The sequence below is a fragment of the Mesorhizobium sp. M4B.F.Ca.ET.143.01.1.1 genome (assembly GCF_004792275.1).
GTDB lineage: Bacteria > Pseudomonadota > Alphaproteobacteria > Rhizobiales > Rhizobiaceae > Mesorhizobium > Mesorhizobium abyssinicae.
In genome coordinates, this window is the sequence record NZ_SRSR01000023.1 from 36,059 (window position 1) to 61,796 (window position 25,738).

Genomic DNA, 25,738 nt, shown 5'->3' on the forward strand with positions numbered 1-25,738 from the left:
TTTTTCATCCCATATTGTCCTTCGAGCCGGCCATGAACTGGATGAACACGTCCTCGAGGCTGGTTTCGCCCGGCGTCACCGTCACGCCCTTGTGCTGCTTTTCGACATCGGCGAGCGCCGCCTTGAGCGCCTGTTTGTCGGAGCCGACGACATGCAGCGTCGCGCCGAACGGCGCCACCTGGTCGACGCCGGCGCGGCCCTGCAGCGCCTCCGCGACCTGGTCGAGGCGCGGACCCTGCACCACGAAGGTGGTGAGGCCGGCATTCTTCACCACCTCTTCCACCGTGCCGGTGGCCAGCATCTTGCCGTAGGAGATGTAGCTGATGCGGTGGCAGCGCTCGGCTTCGTCCATGTAATGGGTCGAGACCAGCACGGTCAGGCCGCCGCTCGCCAGCCGGTGGATCTCGTCCCAGAATTCGCGCCGCGCCTTGGGATCGACGCCGGCCGTCGGCTCGTCGAGCAGGAGCAGCTTCGGCTTGTGCATGATGCAGGCGGCGAGCGCCAGCCGCTGCTTCCAGCCGCCCGACAGCGTGCCGGCGAGCTGGCTGCGGCGCGTCGTCAGGCCAAGCTCCTCCAGCGTGCGCGCCACATGCTCCTCGACCGGCCTCAGCTGGTAGAGCCGGGCCACGAATTCGAGGTTCTCGCCGATCGTCAGATCCTCGTAGAACGAGAATTTCTGCGTCATGTAGCCGACTTCGCGCTTGATGCTGAGCGAGTCGGTGCGGATGTCGAAGCCGAGCACCGTGCCCTCGCCCTCGTCCGGCGTCAGCAGCCCGCACATGATGCGGATAGTCGTCGTCTTGCCGGAGCCGTTCGGCCCAAGGAAGCCGACGATCTCGCCTTCGGCCACAGTCATCGTCACATGGTCGACGACGGTCTTGTTGCCGAAGCGCTTGACCAGGCCATGGACGTCGATGACGTTCATTTTCCGGCATCCGCCAGGTCGACGTCGACGATCTGCCCGGGCTGCAGCGGGCCGGCATCGCCCTCGGGCCGCGCCTCGACCAGGAAGACCAGCTTCTGCCGGTTCTCCAGCGAATAGATCACCGGCGGCGTGAACTCCGGGTCCGGCGACACATAGCTGACGCGCGCTTTCAGCTCGGGCCCGCAGCCGTCGCAATGAACGCTGAGCAGCGCGCCGACCTTGACCGATGAGAAGGCGCTTTCCGGCACATAGACGCTGAGCTTCACGGCACCGTCCGGCAGCAGGGAGACGACCGGAGCGGTCGGGCCGGCGGTGTCGCCCGGATTGCGGATCACGTCGTTGACGCGGCCGGGCGAGGGCGCCGTCAGCACGCGCTTCGACAGCCGCCACTGAGCCTGTTCCAGCGCCGACTGCGCCTGCTTGACCTGGTTGTCGGCAGCCTTGATCGTCTCTGGCCGCGCCGGCAGTCCGCCGACGGCGAGGTTGGCCTCGGCCTGGCCGAGCTGCGCGTTGGCTGTCTCCAGCGCGGCCGACGCCGTGTCGTAGTCGGCCTGGGTGCCGGTGCCGCGCTTGTAGAGATCGCTGGCGCGATCATAGCGGCGCTTGGCGTCGGCGGCCTGCGCCCTGGCCATGTCGACTTGCGCCTTGAGCACAGCGATCTCTTCCGGGCGCTTGCCGACTTGCAGGTCGGCAAGCTGCGCCCCGGCCTGGGCAAGTGCTGCCTCGGCCTGCGCCACGGCGATCTTGGCGTCGGCACTCTCCAGCGTCACCACGGTCGCGCCCGGCGCGACGCGGTCGCCGCGCTTGACGGCGACCGTCTCCACCTGCGCCACTTCGATCGGCGCCAAAAGCACATAGTCGCCCTCGACATAGCCGACGGCGAGCGGCGCCGCCGGCGCGCAGGCGCCGAACAGCTGGGCGGCAAGCGGCAGCGAACAAAGCAAGCTCATGGTTTGCCCTCCTTGCGGGCGGCGTTGCTGCGGGCAGCAAGAATTGCGCCGAGATTGTCCGAGGCGATCGCCACCACCTTGGCGGCCTCGGCCTCGCCGATCTCGCGCCAGCCCATCCGGCGCATCACCGCCTCGCGGCCGATGCGGAAATAGATGACCTGGCCGATCAGCGTGAACACGGTGAGCCGGGTGCGCTCGCTCTCGGCCGGCTCGCCCGTCGCCTGCTCCCAGATCATGCAAAGCCTGCGGTGCGTCGGCTCGAACACGCCGGCATAGATGCGGTCGAGCGCGGCCGTCGGATGGGAAAGCTCCCTAAGTACGAATTGTACGATCTCGCCGGCTTGCGGGCTGGCAACGATGAAGGCCACCATCCGCTCCAGCGCGGCGAAGAGCTGCGCCCGCGCCGCTTCCGGACCAGCCTGACTTCCAATTGCCTGACTTCCAACGGCTTGGCCGGCAATCGTCTGGATCGTGTCGACGATGTAATCGGCGGCGGCGGTGCGCAGTCCTTCCTTGCCGCCGAAATGATAGGCGATCGAGCCGATATTGGCCTTGGCCTCGGCGGCGATCTCGCGCGTCGAGGTGCCGTCATAGCCTTGCCGCCCGAACAGCTTGAGCGCCGCGTGCACGAGCGCGGCGCGTGTCTGCTCGGCGGGAGAAGCTTCGCGATGGGAAGGTTTGGCGCTCGTTTTCTTGCTCATGATATTCGTTTAATCAATCGATTGATTAAAGTCAAATTGATTCTCGGCATCGGCTTGCCATGTTGGTCCACGCGCGCTTTAGTGCGCGGCCATGGTCAAGGAAGTAGAACGCAAGTTCCTGGTCGCCAGCCCCGCCTGGCGCGATCGGGTCGAGGCGGATATCCGCATTCGGCAGTTCTACCTTGCTGCAACACCCGGCCGCTCGGTGCGTGTGCGCATCAGCGACGGCGTCTCGGCCAAGCTGACGCTGAAGTTCGGCAGCAGGGCGCGCGAGCGCGACGAGTTCGAATATTCGATCCCGCTCGCGGAGGCGCAGGAGATGCAGGCCTTCGCCGTCGGACGTGTCATCGAGAAGACACGTCACCATGTTAGGCACCGCGGCTATCTCTATGAAGTCGATGTCTTCGGCGGGATGCTGGCGGGGCTGGTGGTGGCCGAGCTCGAGACGCCGGAAGACGTGCCTGACGAAATGCTGCCTGATTGGCTCGGCCGTGAAATCACCGGCGAGTCGAGATTCTACAACGCGTCGCTCGCCCTTGGGGGGATTCCGGAGATCGCCGCATGAGTTTTCGCATCGATCCGCGCTTGCCGCTGACCGGCGAGGTCAGGCGCATCCTGGCCGACGAGGTCGGCAAGGCGCTTGCCCATCTCGAGACGGCGCGCGACAAGCCCGAGCAGGGCCTGCACAAATGCCGCAAGCGGCTGAAGAGCGTGCGCGCCTTGCTGCGCCTGGTTCGTTCCGGGGACGAACCGTTCTGCCAGACTGAAAACGAGTGCTACAAGCAGGTATCGGCGCTGCTTGCCGGACCGCGCGAGGCGACAGCACTGATCGAGACCGTCGACCGCCTGGCTGCCGCCTTTCCGGAGCAGAGCGCCGGCGGCGGCCTCGACGCCGTGCGCGACCGGCTGGTGATGCGCCAGCATGAAATGCATGCCGGCGCCGGTCTCGATGCCGCGATCAGCGCCGCCGCCGCCGCTTGCCGGGAAGGCCTCGGCCACATCGACAGGCTCTCGCTGCCCGACCAGCCCGAACAGGCGGCCGACATTCTCGCCGAAGGCGCCCGCGCGACCTTGCGGCGGGCGCGCAAGGCGCTGGACAAGGCAGGCTCGCGCGGCGAGGCCGACGATTTCCACGATTTGCGCAAGGCGGCCAAGACCCACAGTATGCACCTGTCGCTGCTCGGCCGGCTGTGGCCGACCCCGATCAAGTCCCGCCGCAAGGCGGTCGATTCGCTGGGCGAAAGGCTGGGCGATCTGCACGATGTTTTCGTCATGCGCGCGCTGCTCGATGCCGATGGCGAGCCGCTCGGGCCGCCCGAGGACACAAGGCTTCTCGCCAAGCTCCTGAAGCGCTCGGAGAAGAGCCTCAGGAAGTCGTGCCTTGCCGATGCGATCGAGCTGTTCGGCGACAGCCCCAAGCGCTCGACCAGGAAGCTCGCCCGCAAGGCCCGCGACGATCTCGCCGGCGCCCCGGACGATCTCGCCGCGGCCGCCGGCTGACCGCTTTTCCTTCTCCCACCAGGGAGAAGCGGAGCCAGCCTCCTGCGCTGGCACTTCCCCGCCGGCCCGTGCTAAGCACGCTCTACCATGACCGCGCCGGCCGACACCCTTCTCGACCGCCTTGGCCGCTGGCTTGCCGGCCGGCTGCAGGACGAATCGTCGGGCTACGAGCCCTACACGCCGTCCGATGCCGAGACGCTGCGCCGCGCGCTCGAGCCGGGCGATATCCTGCTCATCGAAGGCAACCAGAAGATCTCGGCGGTCATCAAATACCTGACCCAGTCGACCTGGTCGCATGCCGCCTTCTATGTCGGCGACGCTCTGCCCGCGCCCGCGGACGGTTCGGAGCGGCCGCGCCTGATCGAAGTCACGCTCGGCGAAGGCTGTGTCGCCGTGCCGCTGTCGCGCTATCGCACCTACAACACCCGCATCTGCCGGGCGAGCGGGCTGACGCCGGAAGACCGCGACAAGGTCGTCGCCTTCATGATCGGCAAGCTCGGCCTGCGATACGATCTCAAGAACATCTTCGACATGCTGCGCTTTTTCTTGCCGACGCCGCCGGTGCCGGTGCGCTGGCGTCGCCGCATGCTGGCCTTCGGCTCCGGCGATCCGACGCGGGCGATCTGCTCGACGCTGATCGCCGAGGCCTATGGCCAGATCCGCTATCCGATCCTGCCCGAGATCACCCGCGCCCCCGGACGCGCCTCGGCGCAGTCGAGCTACATGCGCCGCGAAATCCTGCACATCCGCCACCACTCGCTCTACACGCCGCGCGATTTCGACCTGTCGCCCTTCTTCCGCATCGTCAAGCCGACGCTGGAATATGGCTTCGACTACCGGGCGGTCGCGTGGGGCGACGCTATGACGGACGCCGAAGCCGCAAAGGCGGGAGCAATCGCTTCAGACGGGTGATGGCTTTCGGCCTGGTCTGCGTCACGCCGAAACCGCAACGGCACCCTGGTTTTCGGGTCTGTGTCCGACCCAGACATGGACCGGTTCGTCCCGGCCGCGGATGCTCACCGGCCCATGATCGCGCGCGTTCAACTGTGTCGTGGGCGATTCCGCCTTCGCGGCCTCGATCAGTCGCGACCCAAAGCAGATACTCGCCTGAAGCTCACGGCAGAGCGCCTGCAAACGGCTGGCGACGTTGACGGTGTCGCCCACCACCGCGACGGACAGATTGCGCTCGCTGCCGACCGCGCCGAGGACGACCGCGCCGTACTGGACGCCGATCCGGACGTCCAGCGGCGGATATCCCCTGGACACACGCTGGACATTCCAGTCTCCGAGAGTGGCGATCATCGCTCCAGCGCACTGGATGGCCCGGGTCGCGTCGTCATGGCTGGCTTGCGGAACCCCGAATGTCGCCATGATGCAATCGCCGATATAGTTGTCGACGGTGCCGTGGTGGTCGAAAACGACCTGCTCCATGCGACGGTGGAACTGACGCAGAAGTTCGAACACGGCTTCGGCCGGATGATCCTCGGAATAGTGGGTGAAGCCGACGATGTCGGCGAACAGCACCGCGATTTCCTGCCGGCGGACCGGGCCGAAGGGTTCGTCATCGGTGGCGAGCTGGTCGACCACGTTGGGCGAAAAATGCCGGGCGAGATTGGCGCGGGCGCGCTCTGCCTTGACATAGTCTTCCGACAGATGTCGGGAACGCGAGACGACCAGCGCCATTATCGCGCCGATAATCAGCACGACCAGAACGTTGGTCGCCTGCGCGAACGTGTCGACGAAATTGGGGTTGAGATAGAGGTTCAGTCGCTCTGTCAGCGGCAGTGAATAGAGGTTCGTCGCCGGAATGACGGTACCCGGATGAACAATCACCCATCCCACCCCGATCGCCCACGTCAAGGCCGCGAGCGCGCCCAGATAGAGCGCCAGTCGAGTCGAAAGCGTCAGCGCGCCAAGGCATACGAAAATCAGCAGGAATTTGAAGCTGCCTTCGCGCAGTTGCATCGCGGCCGGCGCGACCTCTTGGGAAAACGGGTTGGGCGTTATCAGCAGAACGGTCAACAGAATGATGTCCAGCGTACCGACGACGTAGCCGATCCACCATGGCGCCGTGCGACGGCGCACAAAGACAAACTGGATCAGGCCGACGAGTTGGAACAGCACCAGTCCCGCCAGCACGAAGAGCAGCGAGGCATCCCAGCGGCTGATCAATGAAAAGAAGCAGGATATCGCGGCAAGCGATGCCGTACGCGCCCAGAACTGCAATGCAGCCCCCTGGCGTTCTGCGCGCTCCCGCAAGTTTTTCAGGCGCGAAAAGCGGCGAAGTTCAAGTGTTGGTGCGGTCGACATGGGATCACTTCGATGTCACGGGGACGGGTCGCGCGTTGGCAAAACCCGGAGTCTGGCAAATCAATCCGCGAATCCTATCATGAATGTGGCTTCATTTTTGAAGCACCGGCTGCGCCGTCGGCATCGCTGTGCGCAACCCTGGTCCAGAGGCAAGTATCAGGCCGGCAAGGGACGGCGTCCCTTTGCGGGAGCGGCGGCCCCAGCATCCCGCGCATGCGGCCCGATCGGCATGATCGCCGGAAACGGCGTCGCGCCGAAGGCAAAGGTCCATTTGTAGCCGATGAGCTGGTCCTCGGGCGTCGTGTGCTGGTCGTGGTGGGCAAGCAGTTTGGCGCGCTCGGCCAGTTCCTCCGCCTCGCGCCGCACCATCTCCGCCGTTTCCGGCCTCATCCGCCGCGAGAAGCTAACGAAACTCGCCTCGCGCTCCAGGTGGGTGATCGCCCAGCCGATGAAATTCTTGTTGGTCATCTCGAACAGCGGCCTCAGCGGCCCGTCAAAATTCCACTGGATCGGCGTCTCGACCAGCAGCCGCGCCGAAAGCCCGCGCCCGATCTCGACAAGGCCGAGCGCCTCGAGGTCGCGCAGGTAGAGGAACATCGAGGCTTCGCTCAGTCCTTGCGAGCGCATGATGCCCTGCGGCGTGAACTTCTCCGACAGCATGATGAAGACGAACAGCAGCGCCGGCCGCGCCGCCAGCTTGCGCTCGATCTCCGGCGCGACGTGGTTGGCCGGCCCCGGCCCTCGGTTCATCGAGCCGAGCACGTTTTCGAGCTCGACATCGGCGGCGGCGCAGATCTCGACCAGGCGGTCGAGCTTGCAGTTCTTCTCATGGAAGATACGCTTCACCGTCGGCTCGGAAACGCCCATGCGCTCGGCCAGCATGCGATAGGTCAGGCCTTTCGCCTTCAGCGTCCGTTTCAGGGCCTCGAAGATCGGACCATTCATGGAATGCACCTCGTCAGCGTAATTTCGTATCGATTGTCGATACTAGCTGGAAGAGGCCTTCCGGAAAAGTATCGAAAAACCTAGCTCTCCGTCCGTCATTACAGGAGACCAGTCATGAAAACCCTCATCGTTTCGACCATCCTCGCCTTCGCCGCCATGACGCCAATCGCCGAGGCCGGCGAAATCTGGCGCGCCTCGGGCTTCGAGCAGCCGGAATCGGCGCTGTTCGATGCCGCCAACAAGCGCATCATCGTCTCCAACATCGCCGGCAATCCCGGCGAGGCCGACGGCAACGGCTATCTGTCGGTGCTGTCGCTCGACGGCAAGCTCGTCACCCGGCATTGGACCGACGGCATGGACGCGCCCAAGGGCATGGCGCTCTCGGGCGGCAAGCTCTACGTCGCCGACATCACCAAGGTCCGCGTCGTCGATCTGGCCAGCGGCAAGTTGGTCGCCAGCATCGACGTGCCGAACGCCGTCTTCCTCAACGACATGACGGCGGACAGCGCGGGCAAGGTCTATGTCAGCGACATGCTGGCCGACACCATCTACCGCATCGACGGCGACAGGCCGGAGCTGTTCGTCAAGGACGCGCTGCTTGCCTCGCCCAACGGCATCTTCGCCGACGGCGGCAGGCTGATCGTCGCCTCCTGGGGCAAGGGGATAAAGCCCGATTTCAGCACCGCCGAGCCGGGCGGCCTGCTTTCGGTCGACCTCGCCAGCAAGGCGATCTCGCCGCTGCCCGGCGCGGAAAAATTCGCCGACCTCGACGGCGTCGTCGCCATCGGCGACAGCATCTACGCCACCGCCTACATGACTGGCACGCTTTATCGCTACAAGGATGGCGGCAAGCCGGAGGCCTTCGCCACCTTCAAGCCGGGCAGCGCCGACATCGGCACCGACGGCAAAACGATCTTCGTGCCGCTGATGAACGAGGGCGAGGTCGCCGCGCTCAGTCTCGATTGAAGCCGTCGGGCGCCTTCAACTGCGCCCGCGCGTCGCGGATCGAGGCGGCATAGGTGACCAGCGGTCGCTTGACGCCGTGGTTGATCAGCATGCGCCGCGTCTGCGGCGCGGCGCCGGCGATGATGAAGCGCACGCCGGCGCGCCTCGCTTTGTGCGCCGCGCCCTCGATGACGTTGGCCGCGGTGGAATCGAAGAACGGCACCGCCGAGCAGTCGAGGATGAAGTTCTTCCTCTGGTCGGCGATGCGGTCGAGCACGGTGCCGACGGTCGAGGCGGCGCCGAAGAAGAAGGCGCCCGAGATGCGGTAGACGACGGTGTCGGCATCGCTCGCCTCGCTGGAATCATAGGTGCTGGCGCGGTCGGCGATGTCGTCCGGCACCAGCGGCTGATCGGCCTCGACGGCGATCGACTTGGCCATGCGGTCGATGAAGAGGATCGAGCCCAGCGCGAAGCCGACGACGATGCCCTCGGTGAGGTCGCGGAAGACGACGATCAGGAAGGTCGCCATCAGCACCAGCGCATCGCCGCGGGAGGTGCGGAGCAGCGTCGCGAAGGCCTGCTTCTCGAACATGTTCCAGCACACCACCGCCAGCACGCCGGCAAGCGCGGCCAGCGGGATGTAGCTGGCCAGCGGCGCCGCCACCAGCATCAGCACCAGCAGGATCGCCGAATGCGCCATGCCCGCGACCGGTCCATGCGCGCCGGCCCGCACATTGGTGGCGGTGCGGGCAATCGTGCCGGTGGCGCAGATGCCGCCGAACAGGGCCGACGCGATGTTGGCGAAGCCTTGCGCCACCAGCTCGCAATTGGAGCGGTGCCGCCGCCCGGTCATGCCGTCGGCGACCACGGCGGAGAGCAGCGATTCGATCGCGCCGAGCAGCGCGAAAGCCACCGCATCCGGCAGCACGTCGACCATCCTGTCGATGCCGATGGGCGGAAAGGCCGGCCACTGCAGGCTGCGCGGGATGCCGCCATAGCGCGTGCCGATCGTTTCGGCCGGCAGCGCGAACAGCGCCACGGCCAGCGAGGCCAGGCCGATGGCGATCAGCATCGCCGGCCATTTCGGCCGCCAGCGCTTGAGGAAGACAATGGTCGCGATGGTCAGCACCGCCACGAAGGTCGCGGCCGGATTGATCGTGCCGGCCGCCTCACTGAGCGCCATCAGCTTCGGCACCAGCGGCCCCGGCTCCTTGCCGGCAAGCTTCAGGCCGAACAGCTCGGTGATCTGGCCGGAGAAGATGATGACGGCGATCCCCGCGGTGAAGCCGACGGTCACCGGATAGGGGATGAACTTGATGTAGGTGCCGAGCCTCAGATAGCCGATGGCGAGCAGGAAGACGCCGGCCATCATCGTTGCCAGCAGCAACCCGTCGACGCCGACGCGCGCCACCGTCGCCGCCACCAGCACGATGAAGGCGCCTGCCGGGCCACCGATCTGGAAGCGGCTGCCGCCGAGCGCCGAGATGATGAAACCGCCGACGATCGAGGTGTAGAGGCCGCGCTCGGGCGTCACGCCGGAGGCGATCGCGATCGCCATCGACAGCGGCAGCGCCACGATGGCAACCGTCAGCCCGGCAATCGCGTCGGTCCTGAAGTGTGCTAGCGAGTAGCCCTCACGCAGCACCGTCACCAGCTTTGGGGTGAATAGTTCGGCAAATGTCGGCCGTGCCTGCTGGTGGTTTGCCCGCCGGGCCTGATCCATGGACTGCCTTCCGCGTCTCGAAGGCGGCGGGGATCGTCGGCAGCATGTCGGCGGTCGCCGTCGCGACTATTACGCGACTCAGCCTTGCGGGTTCTGCGATACGGCCGGCTTGAGGCGCACGCCCCGGCCGCCGCGCTCGCTGGCCTGGTTCTCGCCGATCAGTTCCACCCCGGCCTCGTCGAGTGCCTGGATGACCTTCATCAGCGTGTCGACCACGCCCCTGACAACGCCGTCGCTCGCCTCCATGCGCTGAATGGTCGGAAGCGAAACCCCGGCGCGCTCGGCCAGCGTCTTCTGATCGATGCCGGCCAGCGCCCTCGCGGCGCGCATCTGCTGGGCGGTGATCATCGGCCAGAACCCTTGTCTGAGTCTGCAGTATCAATGGATAATACAAACATCATGATGTTTCAAGCATCATTGAGTATGGATAAAACATGGCTACTCACTGTCGCTCACCGCATGGCGCCGCTGCAGGAACCGCGCCACCAGCCAGCACAGCATGGCCCAGGCGAAGCCGGCGCACCAGCCGCCGAGCACGTCGGACGGCCAATGGACGCCGAGATAGACGCGGCTGGTGCCGACCAGCACCGTGATCAGCACGGCGAGGCAGAGCACGAAGATCTTGGTCGTGCGGTCCGGCAGGAAGCGCGCCGCCAGCGAGCCGAGCGTGAGGTAGGTGACCGCCGACAGCATGGCATGGCCGCTCGGGAAGGAGAGCGACGTCTCGTCGACGAGGTGCGAGACGAGTTCCGGGCGCGGCCGGTCGATGCCGGCCTTGAGCAGGCTGGACAGCACCTGCCCGCCGGCTACCGCGACGAAGATCAGAAGCGCCGATCCCGGCCTGCGGATCAAAAGCAGGTAGACGATCACCGCCGCCGTGATCAGCACCAGCACGCTGGTGCTGCCGAGGCTGGTGATGTCGCGCATCGCCCCCTGCAGCCACAGCGGCCCGATCGGGTGGTCGGGTTGCCCAGCCTGGCGGAAGGCGAGCAGGATCTCGGTGTCGAAGGCGTGCGGCGTGGTGGCGTGCGCGGCCTCCATCAATTCGACGAAGCCCCACAGCCCGAAGGCGACCACCAGCCCGGCCAGAAGGACCGGAAACTCGATCTTGTTGAAGAACGCGACCGCGGCGGATTTCATCGGGCGGGACCTACAGCAATTCCAGGAAAAGTGCGCAGCGGTTTTCCGTCAGGAATTGCGTCAAAACAAAACTCGGGGCGGTTCGGCGATTCCATGAAACGCTGAACCGCCTTAGAGTCGCTGCATATAGGGCCCGAGCGTGATCAGCGCCACGGCGGCGATCGCCAGCACGATGCCGGTCGCCTGCAGGGCATTGACCTTCTCGCCGAAGAAGGCGAGCGCCACGACGTTCACCGATACCAGCTGGATCACCGCCGACAGGCTGAACGACACCGACATGCCGAATTCACGGATCAGCCTCAGCATGATCAGATTGCCCAGCGAATAGAGCGCCAGCGTCAGCACGATCTTGCCGAGGCTAGGCGCCAGCCCCCATTGCTTGGCCGCGGTCGCCGCGAGCAGGAAGATCACGGTCGAAACGCCAAGCTGCACCAATCCCCAGAAACTCACGGTTCATTTCTCCCAATTGCCGCCATCGCCATGCGTGCCGCAGTCCTTGTTTCCGAAGCGCGCGAGGCCGTCAAGCAGACCGCGCCTGACCAGCGCCCCGCTCCGACAGGATCGAAGCCGGATGTCGCAAAATGCGTCCCGGCCACCATGATCGGTGCCGACCGATGCGATATTTTGAAATCATGCGCGAGCGATGATGGTCACGAGTGCCGGCCGACGGGACAGGCGCTGTTCATGAGCCGGCAAATAAACTGCCGAAAACGCGCCGGGTGTCACGAAAATGTGATCCAGCGGTTATAGGGGTCGACAGGTCACATGCTCCAGCCAAGAAGCCAGAGGAAAGCTCATGTCCGACCACCGCTCCCCTGACGCCGGTTTCCGAACCAGCCAGCTCGAGGAGAATGACGGCCCGGCCGTCAATCCCACCGACAACCGCACCATGGGCGAGATCATCGCCGCGCGCTTCTCGCGCCGTGGCTTCCTGAAGGGTTCGCTGGCCGTTTCGGCCATCGCCGCCACCGTCAGCCCGCTGGCGCTCGTCGCCGCCGACGATGCCCGCGCTGCCGAGGCCTCGGCCTTCACCTTCGACGAGCTCGAGGCCGGCATCGACGACAAGCACCATGTCGCGCCGGGCTACGATGCCGACGTGCTGTTGCGCTGGGGCGACCCGCTGTTTGCCGACTCGCCGGAATTCGACCCGGCAAAGCAGACGGCCGGGGCCCAGGCAAAACAGTTCGGCTACAACAACGACTATGTCGGCTATATCCCGATCGACGGCTCGGCCGAGCATGGCTTGCTGGTGGTCAACCACGAATACACCAACCCGCATCTGATGTTCCCCGGCATCGTCAAGATCGTCGACAAGGACGGCAAGAAGGAAGCCGAGGTGGCGCCGCTCAGCAAGGAGCAGGTCGACGTCGAGATGGCGGCCCATGGCGGCTCCATCGTCGAGATCCGCAAGGACGGCGGCAAGTGGCAGGTGGTGCGCGACGGCAAGCTCAACCGCCGCATCACCTCCAACACCGAGATGCAGATTGCCGGCCCGGCCGCCGGCCACGACCGCCTCAAGACCAATGCCGATCCCTCCGGCACCAAGGTCATCGGCACCTTCAACAACTGCGCCGGCGGCGTCACCCCCTGGGGCACCTATGTCATGGCCGAGGAGAACATCCATGGCTATTTCTCCGGCGAATTGCCGGAAGGCCACAAGGAAGCCGCCAACTACAAGCGCCTCGGCATCCCGGAAGGCGCCTATGAGTGGGGCGCGCATTACGACCGCTTCAACCTCGCCAAGGAGCCGAACGAGGCCAACCGCTTCGGCTGGATCGTCGAGGTCGACGTCAATGATCCGGCATCGGTGCCGCGCAAGCGCACCGCCATGGGCCGCTTCAAGCATGAGGGCGCGGAATCGATCGTCGCCAAGGACGGCCGCGTTGTCTTCTATCTCGGCGACGACGAGCGTTTCGACTACGCCTACAAGTTCGTCACCACCGGCAAGTTCAACGCCAATGACCTCGCGGCCAACAAGGACCTGCTCGACGACGGCACGCTGCATGTCGCCAAGTTCGGCGAGGACGGCACGGTCGAATGGATGCCAATCGTCTTCGGCCAGGGCCCGCTGACTGCCGAGAATGGCTTCGCCAGCCAGGCCGACGTGCTGATCGAGACGCGACGCGCCGCCGACCTGCTCGGCGCCACCAAGATGGACCGCCCCGAGGACATCCAGCCGAATGGCGCCAACGGCAAGGTCTATGTCATGCTGACCAACAATTCGAAGCGCAAGGCGGAGCAGGTCGACGCCGCCAATCCGCGCGCGTCGAACGCCTTCGGCCACATCATCGAGATATCGGAGGATGGCGGCGACTTCGCTGCCGCCAAGGGCAAATGGGAAGTGCTGCTGAAATGCGGCGATCCCTCGGTGGCCGAGGTCGGCGCCACCTTCTCGACCGCGACCACCGCCAATGGCTGGTTCGGCATGCCGGACAATTGCGCCGTCGATTCGGCCGGCCGTTTGTGGGTCGCCACCGACGGCCAGGGTCCGAAGGCCACCGGCCGCACCGACGGCCTGTGGGCGGTCGACACCGAAGGCGCGGCGCGGGCGACCTCGAAGCTGTTCTTCCGCGTGCCGATCGGCGCCGAAATGTGCGGCCCGCTGTTCGCGCCGGACGACCAGACCGCCTTCGTCGCCGTCCAGCATCCGGGCGACGGCGGCGAGGACTGGGAGGCCTTCGGCCGTCCGTCCTACTATGAGGACCTGTCGACCCGCTGGCCCGACTTCAAGCCCGACATGCCGGTCCGGCCGTCGGTGGTCGCCATCACTAAAAAGGGCGGCGGCAAGATCGCCGTCTGACCTGCGGTCATCTCGACCCATTGCATGATCAAAGGAGGGATCTCGGCACCCCGAGATCCCTCCTTTTCACTTCAGGAACCAGTCAAGCTTCGGGAAAGATTGGCAATTTATGCGCGGCGCCCTAGGTCCTTGTCAGGAGACTGCCATGCCAAAGTCTGTTTATGACCGTGGCCTGCTGAAGCCTGCCGACATCGCCAGGCTGCAGCGCGTCTTTGACGAGGCCTGCCGGCGGCGCCAGGCGCATCCCGATTCGGCCGAAGCCCGGGAAATCGCCCTGAACCTGCTTGCCCTGCACAATGCCGGCATGGTCGAAGAGGACATGCTGATGGAAGCCGTCGGCTTCCGGCGGCTTGAGCCAAAGTCGGCCTAGAGCAATTCCAGGAAAAGTGTGAGCGGTTTTCCGTCCGGAATTGCCTCAAAACAAAGAGACGGAGCAGTTCGCCGTTTCCGTGAAACGGTGAAACGCGTCAGGTCCGCGAGAACGGCCGCTGGTGCGCCCTATCCGGTGCGCTGAACCACGGCCATGTTCATCATGCTTCTCAGCCGGAAGCCGATGGACTCGTACAGTCCGATGGCCGCGACATTGCTGGCATAAGCGTGGAGATAGGGGATTTCGCCGCGCGTCATGATTTGATTTGCCACGAACAGGGACAGCCGCCTGGCGAGGCCGCCGCCGCGGAAATCCGGATGCGAGCACACGCCACTGAGCTCCGTGTAGCCAGGCTGCCTCATGCGCTCGCCGGCCATCGCCGCGAGCCTGCCGTCGATCTTGACGCCCCAGAAATCGCCGAGGCTCAACGCCTCCAGCGTGAACGGGCCGGGCTTGGTGGCCGCCGCCAGAGCGAGCATCTCGGCGGCATCGTGCTGCGTCAACTGCCGGATGCGCTCGTCGGACACGGCCTGCACCGGCTGCTCGGCGATCATCTGAACCAGCGACGCGGTCGAAATCGCGGACAGCGCCGCGGGCAGGACGATTGCGTCCGCCTGGACCACGATTGAGCTTTCGAGCGGCGGAATTAGCCTGCCCAGCGCATCCAGGCTAGCGGTGTCGTCCGCCGCGGTGGCCGCGAACGGAACGATCGACGGCCTGTATCGCTTGGCCAGGCTGTCGCCTTGCGCGAAGGACTGATGTCGCGAGCTGAGCGCGCTCCAGATGGGACGGTCGAGCAGGTGGTTCATCGCACCGGACTCACGGCCTTTTCCACGCGACGGTCGAGCGGAGACGCGGCTAGGCGGTCCTCGATTTCGGCGAGCTGGCCTAGCAGCGGCCCGGACAGGTCGGCGCACAGAGCCGCAACGGCCCTCTCGATGCGAGGCCAGACTTCGCGCTTCGCCACATCGACCAGCCGCCGGCCGTTGCGGCTGAGGGAGACGATTCGGCGCCGCTGGTCGTCGTTCGACGGGCTGACCTCGACCAGTCCCAGTTCGGCCAGCAGCGCCACGCAGCGCGTGACGCCCGGCTGGGCGATCCCGAGCGACTGCGCCAGCTCGCCGACCGGCAGCGGCCCCAGCCTGTCGAGCGCGGCGAGCAGCGGATACTGGCTCGACTGGACCCGGACCTCCAGCTCGTCGAGCACGCGCTGCGTATCCGCCTGCAACTGCTCGCCGATGCGCTTGAACCTGCTGCCCAGGCACAGAAAGCCAAGCGACCGTATGATGTCGTCCATGATCCAGCTCGTTCAGTCAGAACGATAACATGATATATAACATCGCATGAAAAGTCAAAGCCTGCTACCACAGGATGCAAGCCGATCCGGCCGATTAGGGCGCATGGCGCGCTGTCCACTCGCCACCCTTTGGCCGAGATTTCCCCTTCTGTCGGTGCCGATTGCATCCTATATGGCGCCTGCGCGGTATGATTGACCGTGCCAAGGCGACTGATTCGGGCCTGCGGGTCGACGGGTCTCCATCTATCGGCACGCGGAACCTCATGCCCTCCCTGCGGATCCACATTGACAGGTTTCTCGAAGGCGCAGCACCCAAGGTTCCGCGGCGCGACCTGACGCATCTCGAGCGCCTGGCGCTGGTGCGCCGGCATGGCGATTTCTCGCTCGCCTATTCCACCGCCGTGCAGCAGAAACTGTCCTATTTCAGCGATGGCGACGGCTACATCGCCTTCGGCACCAAGATGAAGCACCATTTCGCGCTCGGCGATCCGGTGGTCCATCCGGCCGAGCGGCCGGCCTATATCAAGCGCTTCGTCGAGGCCGCAGGCGATCCCTGGTTCGTGCAGATCGGCGCCGATACCGCGCGGGTGCTGGCCGGTCTCGGCTACCGGATCAATCGCCTCGGCATCGACACCAGGCTGCACCTGCCCGCGCACGATTTCTCCGGCAAGCGCAACGAGACGGTGCGCTATTCCGAACGCTGGCTGTCGAAGAAGGGCTTTTCCTTCGAGGAGGACAGGCGCAACATCTTCCTCGACGAGATCGCCAGGCTGTCGGAGAACTGGCGCGGCGAGCGCATCGTCAAGCGCTGGGAGATGGGCTTCCTCAACCGGCCCTTCGCCGATCATCTCGGCGCCGACATGCGCCGCTTCGTGCTGCATGGGCCGGAGGGCGAGCTGGTCGCCCTGCTCGATTTCGATCCGCTGTTTCGCGACGGCAAGGTCATCGGCTACACCACCGCCTTCAAGCGCAAGCATATCGACGCCACGCCGCATGCCGAGATCGGCCTGACCAAATTCGCCGTCGACCGCTTTCGCGAGGAGGGCAAGTCCGTCGTCACGCTGGGTCTGTCGCCGCTGGTCGACATCGAGGCCAGCGGCTTTGCCGAATCGAGCTTCTGGCGCAGCACCTTCCAGCGCGCCTATGGCTCCGCCTGGATCAATCGCTCGAAGTTCAATTTGCAGGGCCAGGCGGCCTTCAAGCGCCGTTTCCACGGCCAGGAACAGCCGACCTATGTCGCCTTCCGCAAGGGGACGCTCGTCGAGATGCTGGGACTGCTGCGGCTGGTGAAGGCCATCTGACCTGCCGGTCAGTTCCGCAATCGATACCCGGTCCTGAATATCCAGGCGACGATCGCGATGCAGACGCCCAGGAACACCACGGTCATGCCGAGGCTGATGCCGACCGACACGTCCGACTTGCCGTAGAAACTCCAGCGGAACCCGCTGATCAGGTAGACGACCGGGTTGAACAGCGTCACCGTGCGCCAGATGCCGGGCAGCATGTTGATCGAATAGAAGCTGCCGCCGAGGAAGGTCAGCGGCGTGATGATCAGCAGCGGCACCAGCTGCAATTGCTCGAAGCTCTTCGCCCAGATGCCGATGATGAAGCCGAACAGGCTGAAGGTCACCGCCGTCAGCACCAGGAAGGCGAGCATCCAGAACGGGTGCTCGATATGCAGCGGCACGAACAGCGAGGCGGTGGCCAGGATGATCAGGCCGAGCACGATCGACTTGGTCGCCGCGCCCCCGACATAGGCGATGACGATCTCCAGATAGGACACCGGCGCCGAAAGCAGCTCGTAGATCGAGCCGACGAATTTCGGGAAATAGATGGCGAAGGAGGCATTCGAGATCGACTGCGTCAAGAGCGACAGCATGATCAGCCCCGGCACGATGAAGGCGCCGTAGCTGATGCCGTCGATCTCGGTGATGCGCGAGCCGATGGCCGAGCCGAAGACGACGAAATAGAGCGAGGTCGAGATCACCGGCGAGATGATGCTCTGCAGCACGGTGCGCAGCGCGCGCGCCATTTCCACCCGGTAGATGGCCCAGACGGCGCGCAGGTTCATGGCTCTTGCCTCAACAGGTTGACGAAGATCTCCTCCAGCGAGCTGTTCTCCGTGTCGATGTCGCGGAACTGGATGCCCGCCGCCTCGAGGTCGCGCATCAGCGAGGCGACGCCCGGCCGGTCGCTCTGGTTGTCGTAGGTGTAGGTCAATTGATCGCCACTGGGCGACAGCTCCAGCGCGTAGCGCGAGAAGCTCTCCGGGATCGCGGCGAGCGGACTGCGCAGCTCCAGCATCAGCCGCTTGCGGCCGAGCTTGCGCATCAGTTCGGCCTTGTCGTCGACCAGCACGATCTCGCCGCGGTTGATGACGCCGACGCGGTCGGCCATCGCCTCGGCCTCCTCGATGTAGTGGGTGGTCAGGATGATGGTGACGCCATCCTCGCGCAGCCGGCGCACCATCGCCCACATGTCCTGGCGCAATTCGACGTCGACGCCGGCCGTCGGCTCGTCGAGGAAGAGCACGCGCGGCTCGTGCGACAGCGCCTTGGCGATCATCAGCCGGCGCTTCATGCCGCCCGACAGCGTGATCGCCTTGGCGTCCTTCTTCTCCCACAGCGAGAGGTCGCGCAGCACCTTCTCGACGAACGCCTTGTTGGGGGGCTTGCCGAACAGGCCGCGGCTGTAGTTGACCGTCGCCCAGACGGTCTCGAAGGCGTCGATGGTCAGCTCCTGCGGCACCAGCCCGATCAGGCTGCGCGCGGCGCGGTAGTTCTTGCCGATGTCGTTACCGTCGACGGTGACCGAGCCCGACGAACGATTGACGATGCCGCAGACGATCGAGATCAGCGTCGTCTTGCCGGCGCCGTTCGGCCCGAGCAGCGCGAAGATCTCGCCGCGCTCGATGTCGAGGTTGATTTCCTTCAAGGCCTTGAAACCGGTGGCGTAGGTCTTGGTCACCCCGGCAATCGAGATAATGGATGGCATGGCTGAAAACGGCTGCTTGAAAGGCGGTTGTGGATTTTTATTGCGCTGAATGTCGGTGCGCGCGGCGGGAAGTCAATGCCGCTCCTGACAATTCTGGACAATCATTCCCCGATCGGGCGCTGACGCTTTCGCCCGACCTGCTGCGACAACGCGCCCCGCGTGGCGCCACGCCGCTTTGACCGGACCGCGTCAGCGCCCTATTCTGTGAGCCATAAGCAGCAGCCGGAGTCGCCCATGGACCCGCTCATTCTGTCGCGCATCCAGTTCGGCGCGAATATTTCGTTCCATATCCTGTTTCCGGCGATCACCATTGCACTCGGCTGGGTGCTGCTGTTCTTCAAGCTGCGTTACAACCGCACCGGCGATTCCGCCTGGATGCGCGCCTATTTCACCTGGGTGAAGGTGTTCGCTTTGTCCTTCGCCATGGGCGTGGTCTCGGGCGTCACCATGAGCTTCCAGTTCGGCACCAACTGGCCGGGCTACATGGAGACCGTCGGCAACATCGCCGGGCCGCTGCTCGCCTATGAGATCCTCACCGCCTTCTTCCTCGAGGCGGCCTTCCTCGGCATCATGCTGTTCGGCTTCCGCCGCGTCTCCAACCGCATCCACACTTTGGCCACCGTGCTGGTCGCCGGCGGCACCACGGTCTCCGCCTTCTGGATCATCGCGCTCAATTCCTGGATGCAGACGCCGGCCGGCTTCGAGATGCGCGACGGCAAGGCCCATGCCGTCGACTGGTGGGCGATCGTCTTCAACCCGTCGATGCCCTACCGCCTGGTCCACATGCTGCTCGCCTCGGGGCTGACAGTCTCCTTCCTCATCGCCGGCCTGTCGGCGCTGCGCTATCTCACCGGCGACCGCTCGGAATCGATGTGGAAGGCGCTGCGCACCGGCGTCTTCACCGCCGCCATCCTGATCCCGATCCAGATTTTCGCCGGCGACCAGCACGGCCTGAACACGCTGGAGCACCAGCCGCAGAAGATCGCCGCCATGGAAGCCAACTGGAACACCGGCCCCAACGTTCCGCTGGTGCTGTTCGCATGGCCTGACGAGGCGGCCCGGGAAAACAAATTCGAGGTCGCCATCCCCGACGGCGCCAGCCTCGTGCTGAGGCACTCAACCAGCGGCGTCGTGCCGGGGCTGAACGACTATCCCGGCAACCACCCGCCGGTCTTCCCGGTGTTCTGGGGTTTTCGCATCATGGTCGGCACCGGCATCCTGATGCTGATCGTCTCGTGGTCGGCGGCCTTCTTCCTCAAGCGCCGCCACAGCCTGCCGAGGCCGCTGGCGCTGCTGATGGTGCCGATGACGATCTCCGGCTGGGTGGCGACGCTGGCCGGCTGGTACACCACCGAGATCGGCCGCCAGCCCTGGCTGGTCACCGGCGTGCTGAAGACCGCCGATGCCGTCGGCCCGGTCGCCGGCAGCCACGTCGCGCTGACGCTCGCCATCTATCTCGTCCTCTATTTGGCTTTGCTGATCGCCTATCTCGGCGTGCTGGTGCACCTGGCGCTGAAGGCGGCCAAGGACGGCGACGCCTCGCCGCTGCCGGGCGTCATGAACGCCGCCATGTCGCAGCCGGCGGCAGGAGAGTGAGCGCAGTGGTCGAACTGCGAAGAAATCTTGACTCGACGCCGGACGCTGGCGCTGCCCCTCACCTGCCTGCCGGCATCCTCTCCCCGTGTAGGGACGGGGAGAGGGGCGCTCCCATCGCCGGTTTCGCCAATCGCCGACGTTGCAGGAAGTACGCTGTTGTTGCGGCCAGCCCCCTTCTCCCCGTCACCATACGGGGAGAAGGTCCCGGCAGGGGGATGAGGGGCGGCGCCGACCTCGGCAATCGAGACTGGCGCGCGAGGAGAAGAAAATGACCTATGACTGGCCAACCCTGCTTCCCTTAGTCTTCGCCGGCCTGATGGGCCTCGCCATCCTGATCTACGTCATCCTCGACGGTTTCGATCTCGGCATCGGCATCCTGTTCGCCGCCGCCGACGACCACGAGCAGGACACGATGATCGCCGCCATCGGTCCGTTCTGGGACGCCAACGAGACCTGGCTGGTGCTGGCCGTCGGCCTGCTGCTGGTCGCCTTCCCGCTGGCGCATGGCACCATCCTCAGCGCGCTCTACATTCCGGTCTTCGTGCTGCTGGTCGGCCTGATCCTGCGCGGCGTCGCCTTCGACTTCCGCGCCAAGGTGCCGGCCGGCAGCAAGCATCGCTGGAACCGCATCTTCTTCCTCGGCTCGGCCGTCGCCTCGCTGGCGCAGGGCTATATGCTGGGCGTCTATGTGCTCGGCCTCGACGTCGGCCTCGGCGGCATCGCCTTCGGCGCGCTGGTGGCGCTCTGCCTGTCGGCCGCCTATGCGGCGATGGGCTCGGCCTGGCTGATCTACAAGACCGAGGGCGAATTGCAGAAGAAGGCGGTGCGCTGGCTGCGCACCGCGCTGGTGCTGGCCGCGCTCGGCATGGTCGCGGTGTCTCTGGCGACGCCCTTCGCCAGCCCGCGCATCTTCGACAAATGGTTCCTCTTTCCGGAGATCCTCTATCTCTCGCCGCTGCCCATCCTGTCGGCGCTGCTGTTCGTCTGGCTGTGGCGGCAGACCTTCCATCTGCCGAAGCCGAACGACCGCCACGCGCTGACACCGTTCCTGACGCTCGCCGCCATCTTCGCGCTCGGCTTCGCCGGCCTCGCCTGGTCGTTCTACCCGTTCGTGGTGCCCGACAAGCTGACCATCTGGCAGGCAGCCTCAGCGCCGGAAAGCCTGATCGTGATCCTCGTCGGCGTCGTCGTGGTGCTGCCGATCATCATCTTCTATTCGTTCTATGCCTACCGGGTGTTCGGCGGCAAGGCGACGGATCTGACATACGATTGAGAGCGTCTTTCTCCCCCCTCGAGGGGGAGATGGCCGGCAGGCCAGAGGGGGTCGGTCCGACCGGGCTCGGCCTGCTTCCTGGCGCCGATAGGGGTCGGCGCCCACGCGCGCGGACCCCCTCTGTCGCCTTCGGCGACATCTCCCCCTCGAGGGGGGAGATTGCCGCTCAGCTCTTGCTCGACGCCAGCACCAGCACCGGCTTCTCGCTGTAGAGCTTCGGGAACAGCGTCTTCAAATTCGCCACCTTGGGCAGGTCGTTGTAGACGATGTAGGGATAGGTCGGGTTCAGCGTCAGGAAATCCTGGTGGTAGTCCTCGGCCGGATAGAAGGTCTTGCCGGTCTCCAGCGTGGTGACGATCGGCTGGGAAAACACCTTGGCCTTGTCGAGCTGGGCGATGTAGCTCTCGGCCACCTTCTTCTGCTGGTCGTTCCCGGCGAAGATCGTCGAGCGGTACTGGGTGCCGTGGTCGGGCCCCTGGTAGTTGAGCTGCGTCGGATTGTGCGCGACCGAGAAATAGACCTGCAGCAGCTGGCCATAGGTCACCTGCGACGGGTCGTAGGTGATCTCGACCGACTCGGCATGGCCGGTGCTGCCGGTGCCGACGACCTCGTAGACGGCGTTTTCCTTGCTGCCGCCGGTGTAGCCGGACACCGCCTTGCTCACGCCCTTGACGTGCTGGAACACACCTTGCACGCCCCAGAAGCAGCCGCCGGCGAAGACCGCCGTCTCGCTGCCGCTGGCCGCCTTCTCGTCCATTGCCGGCGGCGGGATCACCACCGCGTCCTCGGCCGAGACCGCCGGCGTCTGCCAGAACGCGGCGGCCGCGACGGTCAGGACGAGCGCGGCGAGCGCGCCCTTGGCGAAGGTCGACGATCGCTTCTGCTGTCGAATTGCGGTCATGTTGGAACTCCCTTGCTGCTGTTCACCATATACGAAATCGGCCGCCGCCGGGTTCTCACTTTGGCGTGCGTCGGCTGCAACTTATTGCGCTGGAGCCATCGCATCGACGGGCTTCATCGCATCGGTCACCGGCTTCATCGCATCCGTGGCCGGCTTCATCGCATCCGTCGCCGGCTTCATGGCATCGGCCGGCTTCATCGCCTGCGTGCTCATCGCATCGGTCGCCATGGCGTTGGCAGGCTTCATCGCGTCGGTCGCCGGCTTCATCGCGTCCGTTGCTGGTTTCATCGCCTCGGTGGCCATCGCGTTGGCCGGCTTCATGGCGTTGGTCGCGTCGTCGGCGCGGGCGCCGGCGGCGAACGCCGTGGTTGCGAGCGCGAAGGCGAGCGCGGTCAGGAATTTGGTCATGAGTATTCTCCTTGAGTTATGGCGCGCGATGCGGGCCGGATGGTGCGCTGCCGCCCCTTGCGGCATCGCGCGAAGAAAGGATGATCAGTTCGCCGCGGCGGCCAGGATCGGCCCGCCGCCGGGTATCTGCACCAGCACCGCGGTGCTGAGCCCGCCGCCATCGGCCGGCAGCGGCAGCGTCGTCGCCTCGCCGTTCCAGCGGCCGAGCCGCTGCAGCGAATGCACGACATTGGCATGCGGCAGGGTGCGGCCGGTGTTCTCGCCACGCGCCACCGGCACCTCGACGACACCGCGCCTATAGCGCACCAGCCAGACATCGGCCGCCCCGTTGGGGGCCGTGCCGGCACCGATGCTCACCTTGCCGTCGCCGAGCGCAAGCGCCGGGCCCTTGGCCTGCGGGCTGGCCGAGATCAGCCGCTCGATCTCGCCGGGCGCGGCGCCGACCGCGTCGGCGCTGCCATTCACCACCACCTGCGGCGTGAACGGGCCGTCATGGCCGAGCGGCGGCTCATAATTCACCTGGCGCTGGGTGAATTCCTGCCGGCCGAATGTGTCCTTCCAGCCGAGATAGTCCCAGTAGGTGACGTTGAACGACAGCGCCAGCACGCCCGGCCGATCCTTGACCTTGATTAGGTTGGCGTTGGCCGGCGGGCAGGACGAGCAGCCCTGGCTGGTGAACAGCTCGACCACGGTCAGCGGCTGGGCTGCCGCCGCGCCGGCGCTGGCGGCCAGCGCGATGAAGGCCGCGCCGGCGAGCCATGCCTTGCCGAGCGTTGTCTTTGATCCGGTCATGAGAAACAGTCTCCGTTGCGGCGGGTCATGCTCCCATTTCGCCGTGCCGGAGGACTTCGTTACAGGCATCACCGGTTTGTGATTGAGGGACGCGACGTTGGAGATTGGCGGAGCCTGGGGCGACATCCGATCTCCCCCCTTGTGGGGGAGATGTCCGGCAGGACAGAGGGGGGCGCCGTAGAGCGTCGACACTTCAACAATCAAGGGTCTTTTTTCGTAAGGCGTCGGCTCAAGACCAAACAACAGGTCTAGTCGCAGGCCTGCGCAGTTCGCCGCAATGCCGGCGGACAGCACCCCTGCTGTCCTCCCCGCATCTCCCCCCCGCAAGCGGGATTGGCCAGCTCATACCGCCTGCCGCCTGGCTCCTTTCCTCTCCCTCCGGAGGGGGGGAGAGGTGTCGCTGCGAAGCAGCGACGGAGTGGGGGAAGGCGGTTCTTAAATACGCCGCCGCCGACAATTCACCAATCAGGGCCAGGCATCACCCCGCCAGAAACAACGAACGCCGGCGCTGGTCGACCCCCACTCCGTCGAGCTTCGCTCGACACCTCTCCCCCGATCGACGGGGGAGAGGAAAGGCGCCCTTCATGCTCCCATTGGCTCTTCAATCCGGAAACTGGAGGTTACCGCCCTTCGAGTGCGTGATCTCCCCACTTGGGGAGATCAGCTCATCACTGCGTCAGCACGGTGTTCGACGGCCGCTGGTTGAAGTCGCACTTGCCCTGGACGGTGTAGAAGAAGTCGGCATTGCTGACGTCGGCCGGCACCGGGTTGCCGCCGTCTTCCCAGGCCTGGTAGCCGGTCTGGCCGCAGGGCACGGCGGTGAAGATGTCGACCGTCTGGCCGGTCGCGACCTCGGGCATGGTGGTGGTGCTGTTGCCGATGTAGAGCCGGTTCGAGGTGCTCGGATCGTTCGACTTCAGCACCTTCGGGCTGCCCGAGGGCACGTCCATCTGCAGATAGAGGCTGTCCATCTGGCTGACGTCGATCACCGCGCCGGTGCCGTTGGCGGGATAGAACGTGTCGGCGCAGGTCGTCACGTATTTCTTGCCGCCGCTGGTCTGCGTGATCGCGCCGCTGGGCAGGCTGTTGAAGTTTTTCACCGTGGCGGTGGTGCAGACCTGCTGCTGGACCTTGGTCGTGGTGCTGCCGCTGATCGTGCTGACGATGGCGGTGCCGTAGCCCTTCGGGTCGCCGAAGCCGTTATAGGTGTAGGTGATCGTCATCAGCGGCTTGGCCACGGTGTCGCCGAACTTGGTGCCGTAGAGCGTCATCGTCTTGTTCCAGTAGCCGGACACTTTCGTCACCTTGAACGTCGTCTGCACCAGCGCCGGCCGCTTGCGCACCGCCGAGGTCACGCCGACCTGCACCGTGTCGACTTTGGCGATCTGCATGAAATTGGTCGGCATCGGGTAGTGCGCCGAAGCCTTGGCGGTCGCGGTGCCGTCGGCGGCCACGACGAAGCTGTCGAGCGTCGCGCTGCCTTGCCCGCCATTGGCAGCGAAGGACTGCTGCAGCGACTTCTCGCGGTCGGCCAGCGTGGTGGTCTTCGGCAGCGTGGTGATCGACAGGATCGCCGCGTCGAGCGCGTTCTGCATGTTGCTCTTCGTCTGCACCGCCGAGGTGTAGTCGACCGAGAGGCCGACGGCGAGCAGCAGCGGCACCAGGATCATGAGGAACACCGGCACGATCGAGCCGTCTCGCGAACGGACGAAATCGCTTGCGTATCGCAACATTCTCGAAGTCCCCCAAAACCGTTGCCTGCCCAGCAGCGGCGGATCATGCCCCAAACTGGTGGATTAATGTTTAAGGCACGGCTTATTTAGGCGCGGCGAAGGTTGTGGCCGGGATTTGCCGGCACGAGCGCCTGCCGAACCCTCATCCGCCGGCGCCGCCCCTCATCCGCCTGCCGGCACCTTCTCCCCGTATAGTGACGGGGAGAAGGGGGCGGCCGCGATCTTCCCGCCCATCCTGCGCCGGCGATTGGCGAAATCGGCGACGGGAGCGTCCCTCTCCCCGTCACTATACGGGGAGAGGATGCCGGTGTCCGAACCGGATAGATAGGTAACAGAATGGACCGATTGCATAGGTGACAGTTTTCTCCCTCGCCGGAGGACCCGGCGATGGTTTGGCGAGAGACTGGCATCATGGACGAGCGGCTTCGTTTTGTA

At 65.5% G+C, this 25,738-nt stretch carries 26 protein-coding genes; 9 read left to right on the forward strand and 17 right to left on the reverse strand.

The annotated features are described in order from the left end of the window. Window positions 1-4 precede the first annotated feature (4 nt). From EN786_RS33015 to EN786_RS33025, 3 genes are read right to left on the reverse strand one after another with little or no spacing between them, the layout of a single operon-like run. A complete protein-coding gene (locus EN786_RS33015; protein ID WP_127309579.1) occupies window positions 5-925 on the reverse strand; it encodes an ABC transporter ATP-binding protein in 921 nt (306 codons plus the stop codon). Beyond that, window positions 922-1,875: an HlyD family efflux transporter periplasmic adaptor subunit gene (locus EN786_RS33020; RefSeq protein WP_127309578.1), complete on the reverse strand. Its 954-nt coding sequence runs from the start codon at window positions 1,873-1,875 to the stop codon at window positions 922-924. The genes EN786_RS33015 and EN786_RS33020 overlap by 4 nt, the downstream gene beginning before the upstream one ends. Continuing rightward, on the reverse strand, window positions 1,872-2,576 hold the full coding sequence (locus EN786_RS33025) for a DUF1956 domain-containing protein (RefSeq protein WP_127287124.1): 705 nt from the start codon (window positions 2,574-2,576) through the stop codon (window positions 1,872-1,874). Before EN786_RS33025 ends, EN786_RS33020 begins: the two co-directional genes overlap by 4 nt. A 91-nt stretch (window positions 2,577-2,667) precedes the next feature. Between EN786_RS33025 and EN786_RS33030 the strand changes: the two genes are divergently transcribed. The 3 genes from EN786_RS33030 (at window position 2,668) to EN786_RS33040 (ending at window position 4,988) form a co-directional block, all read left to right on the forward strand. Beyond that, window positions 2,668-3,141 carry a CYTH domain-containing protein gene (locus EN786_RS33030; RefSeq protein ID WP_127287123.1) on the forward strand — a complete coding sequence of 158 codons (474 nt, stop codon included), beginning with the start codon at window positions 2,668-2,670 and terminating at the stop codon, window positions 3,139-3,141. Next, window positions 3,138-4,076, forward strand: coding sequence for a CHAD domain-containing protein (locus tag EN786_RS33035; RefSeq protein WP_135909609.1), 939 nt, complete (start codon window positions 3,138-3,140; stop codon window positions 4,074-4,076). Before EN786_RS33030 ends, EN786_RS33035 begins: the two co-directional genes overlap by 4 nt. 87 nt (window positions 4,077-4,163) lie before the next feature. Beyond that, the gene (locus EN786_RS33040; RefSeq protein ID WP_127309429.1) at window positions 4,164-4,988 is read left to right on the forward strand and encodes a lipo-like protein; all 825 of its coding nucleotides are present in this window, start codon (window positions 4,164-4,166) and stop codon (window positions 4,986-4,988) included. Between the two features lie 21 nt (window positions 4,989-5,009). On the opposite strand, the gene EN786_RS33045 is transcribed toward EN786_RS33040, so the two are convergent. Continuing rightward, window positions 5,010-6,302 (reverse strand): adenylate/guanylate cyclase domain-containing protein, encoded by a 1,293-nt coding sequence (locus EN786_RS33045; RefSeq protein ID WP_245478174.1) that lies wholly within the window; start codon window positions 6,300-6,302, stop codon window positions 5,010-5,012. Between the two features lie 240 nt (window positions 6,303-6,542). After that, the gene (locus EN786_RS33050) at window positions 6,543-7,331 is read right to left on the reverse strand and encodes a helix-turn-helix transcriptional regulator (RefSeq protein ID WP_127309431.1); all 789 of its coding nucleotides are present in this window, start codon (window positions 7,329-7,331) and stop codon (window positions 6,543-6,545) included. 114 nt (window positions 7,332-7,445) lie between these two features. Here EN786_RS33050 and EN786_RS33055 point away from each other — a divergent pair, with 114 nt between their 5' ends. Further along, on the forward strand, window positions 7,446-8,297 hold the full coding sequence (locus tag EN786_RS33055; RefSeq protein WP_127309432.1) for an ATP/GTP-binding protein: 852 nt from the start codon (window positions 7,446-7,448) through the stop codon (window positions 8,295-8,297). Here EN786_RS33055 and EN786_RS33060 read toward each other — a convergent pair. From EN786_RS33060 to EN786_RS33075, 4 genes are all read right to left on the reverse strand, one after another. After that, entirely contained in the window at window positions 8,284-9,999 is a 1,716-nt protein-coding gene (locus EN786_RS33060; protein WP_127309433.1) for a SulP family inorganic anion transporter, read from the reverse strand. The genes EN786_RS33055 and EN786_RS33060 overlap by 14 nt on opposite strands. Before the next feature lie 78 nt (window positions 10,000-10,077). Beyond that, the gene (locus EN786_RS33065) at window positions 10,078-10,347 is read right to left on the reverse strand and encodes a helix-turn-helix transcriptional regulator (RefSeq protein ID WP_127309434.1); all 270 of its coding nucleotides are present in this window, start codon (window positions 10,345-10,347) and stop codon (window positions 10,078-10,080) included. 90 nt (window positions 10,348-10,437) lie between these two features. Further along, window positions 10,438-11,139: a phosphatase PAP2 family protein gene (locus EN786_RS33070; RefSeq protein ID WP_127309435.1), complete on the reverse strand. Its 702-nt coding sequence runs from the start codon at window positions 11,137-11,139 to the stop codon at window positions 10,438-10,440. 111 nt (window positions 11,140-11,250) lie between these two features. After that, window positions 11,251-11,589, reverse strand: coding sequence for a hypothetical protein (locus EN786_RS33075; protein ID WP_127284567.1), 339 nt, complete (start codon window positions 11,587-11,589; stop codon window positions 11,251-11,253). A gap of 346 nt (window positions 11,590-11,935) precedes the next feature. Here EN786_RS33075 and EN786_RS33080 point away from each other — a divergent pair, with 346 nt between their 5' ends. Both EN786_RS33080 and EN786_RS33085 read left to right on the forward strand, forming a co-directional pair. After that, complete coding sequence (locus EN786_RS33080) at window positions 11,936-13,939, forward strand: PhoX family phosphatase (protein WP_127309436.1); 2,004 nt, start codon at window positions 11,936-11,938, stop codon at window positions 13,937-13,939. Between the two features lie 145 nt (window positions 13,940-14,084). Continuing rightward, complete coding sequence (locus EN786_RS33085; RefSeq protein ID WP_127284565.1) at window positions 14,085-14,309, forward strand: hypothetical protein; 225 nt, start codon at window positions 14,085-14,087, stop codon at window positions 14,307-14,309. A 128-nt stretch (window positions 14,310-14,437) separates the two neighbouring features. Here the strand turns inward: EN786_RS33085 and EN786_RS33090 are convergent, their stop codons facing one another. Both EN786_RS33090 and EN786_RS33095 read right to left on the reverse strand, forming a co-directional pair. Beyond that, window positions 14,438-15,118 (reverse strand): GNAT family N-acetyltransferase, encoded by a 681-nt coding sequence (locus EN786_RS33090; protein ID WP_127309437.1) that lies wholly within the window; start codon window positions 15,116-15,118, stop codon window positions 14,438-14,440. Next, window positions 15,115-15,606 (reverse strand): MarR family transcriptional regulator, encoded by a 492-nt coding sequence (locus EN786_RS33095; protein ID WP_127309438.1) that lies wholly within the window; start codon window positions 15,604-15,606, stop codon window positions 15,115-15,117. Before EN786_RS33095 ends, EN786_RS33090 begins: the two co-directional genes overlap by 4 nt. 263 nt (window positions 15,607-15,869) lie before the next feature. On the opposite strand from EN786_RS33095, the gene EN786_RS33100 reads away from it, so the two are divergent. Continuing rightward, the gene (locus EN786_RS33100; protein WP_127309439.1) at window positions 15,870-16,907 is read left to right on the forward strand and encodes a phosphatidylglycerol lysyltransferase domain-containing protein; all 1,038 of its coding nucleotides are present in this window, start codon (window positions 15,870-15,872) and stop codon (window positions 16,905-16,907) included. Between the two features lie 8 nt (window positions 16,908-16,915). Here EN786_RS33100 and EN786_RS33105 read toward each other — a convergent pair whose 3' ends face one another. Beyond that, window positions 16,916-17,677, reverse strand: coding sequence for an ABC transporter permease (locus tag EN786_RS33105; RefSeq protein WP_127284561.1), 762 nt, complete (start codon window positions 17,675-17,677; stop codon window positions 16,916-16,918). Beyond that, on the reverse strand, window positions 17,674-18,600 hold the full coding sequence (locus tag EN786_RS33110) for an ABC transporter ATP-binding protein (RefSeq protein ID WP_127309440.1): 927 nt from the start codon (window positions 18,598-18,600) through the stop codon (window positions 17,674-17,676). Before EN786_RS33110 ends, EN786_RS33105 begins: the two co-directional genes overlap by 4 nt. A gap of 234 nt (window positions 18,601-18,834) precedes the next feature. Here EN786_RS33110 and EN786_RS33115 point away from each other — a divergent pair, with 234 nt between their 5' ends. After that, a complete protein-coding gene (locus tag EN786_RS33115; protein ID WP_127309441.1) occupies window positions 18,835-20,196 on the forward strand; it encodes a cytochrome ubiquinol oxidase subunit I in 1,362 nt (453 codons plus the stop codon). 268 nt (window positions 20,197-20,464) lie between these two features. Next, window positions 20,465-21,469 (forward strand): cytochrome d ubiquinol oxidase subunit II, encoded by a 1,005-nt coding sequence (locus EN786_RS33125; protein WP_127286650.1) that lies wholly within the window; start codon window positions 20,465-20,467, stop codon window positions 21,467-21,469. Between the two features lie 166 nt (window positions 21,470-21,635). Here EN786_RS33125 and msrA read toward each other — a convergent pair whose 3' ends face one another. From msrA to EN786_RS33150, 4 genes are all read right to left on the reverse strand, one after another. Then, on the reverse strand, window positions 21,636-22,370 hold the full coding sequence (gene msrA, locus EN786_RS33130) for a peptide-methionine (S)-S-oxide reductase MsrA (RefSeq protein ID WP_127309442.1): 735 nt from the start codon (window positions 22,368-22,370) through the stop codon (window positions 21,636-21,638). A gap of 81 nt (window positions 22,371-22,451) precedes the next feature. Further along, the gene (locus EN786_RS33135) at window positions 22,452-22,778 is read right to left on the reverse strand and encodes a hypothetical protein (protein WP_127309443.1); all 327 of its coding nucleotides are present in this window, start codon (window positions 22,776-22,778) and stop codon (window positions 22,452-22,454) included. A gap of 84 nt (window positions 22,779-22,862) precedes the next feature. Continuing rightward, the gene (locus EN786_RS33140; protein WP_127309444.1) at window positions 22,863-23,570 is read right to left on the reverse strand and encodes a DUF1223 domain-containing protein; all 708 of its coding nucleotides are present in this window, start codon (window positions 23,568-23,570) and stop codon (window positions 22,863-22,865) included. A 668-nt stretch (window positions 23,571-24,238) separates the two neighbouring features. Beyond that, window positions 24,239-25,303 carry a TadE/TadG family type IV pilus assembly protein gene (locus EN786_RS33150; protein ID WP_135909611.1) on the reverse strand — a complete coding sequence of 355 codons (1,065 nt, stop codon included), beginning with the start codon at window positions 25,301-25,303 and terminating at the stop codon, window positions 24,239-24,241. Window positions 25,304-25,738 lie beyond the last annotated feature (435 nt).